At 35.8% G+C, this 394-nt stretch carries 1 protein-coding gene; it reads left to right on the top strand.

All coding sequences use genetic code 11. The annotated features are described in order from the left end of the window. Window positions 1-21 precede the first annotated feature (21 nt). Window positions 22-394: hypothetical protein (locus KQI94_RS16900; RefSeq protein WP_253296193.1), on the top strand; the 373-nt coding region annotated here is incomplete at its 3' end.

The raw sequence follows: 394 nt of genomic DNA, 5'->3' as shown, positions 1-394 counted from the left end.
ATTGCTTTTGGAGGAATACAAATGAGAAGATTAAGTAATACGACAATGGCCAACGAAACTCTAAAAAAAGAAGCATGTTATAGAATGATGCTTGCCGATGTATCAAGTTCTGTCATTGATGAGTTCATGAAAACAGGGAAATGCCACTACACCAGCAATTACTTTCAAGGTGAAAATATTTTAGTCACTGAAGAAATAGAAGAAATCATAAAGACGGCCGAAAAGAAGTATGGCTTCCTGGTGTACTATATAACTGAAAATAAAACAGCAGATGGCCAGAGATTTTTATCATTATTCTACGTTGGACGCGATACTAGTGATTGGCTTTACTGTCACAGGGATTTAGAATCTTATAGGCAATATGTGTATGTAGTTAATACGACGAATCCTGCAT

Origin of the sequence: Enterococcus sp. S183_ASV_20, assembly GCF_018919685.1 — a bacterium.
GTDB lineage: Bacteria > Bacillota > Bacilli > Lactobacillales > Enterococcaceae > Enterococcus > Enterococcus faecalis.
Note: the sequence above shows the minus strand (reverse complement) of the source record. Positions and strands in the feature narration are given on the sequence as shown.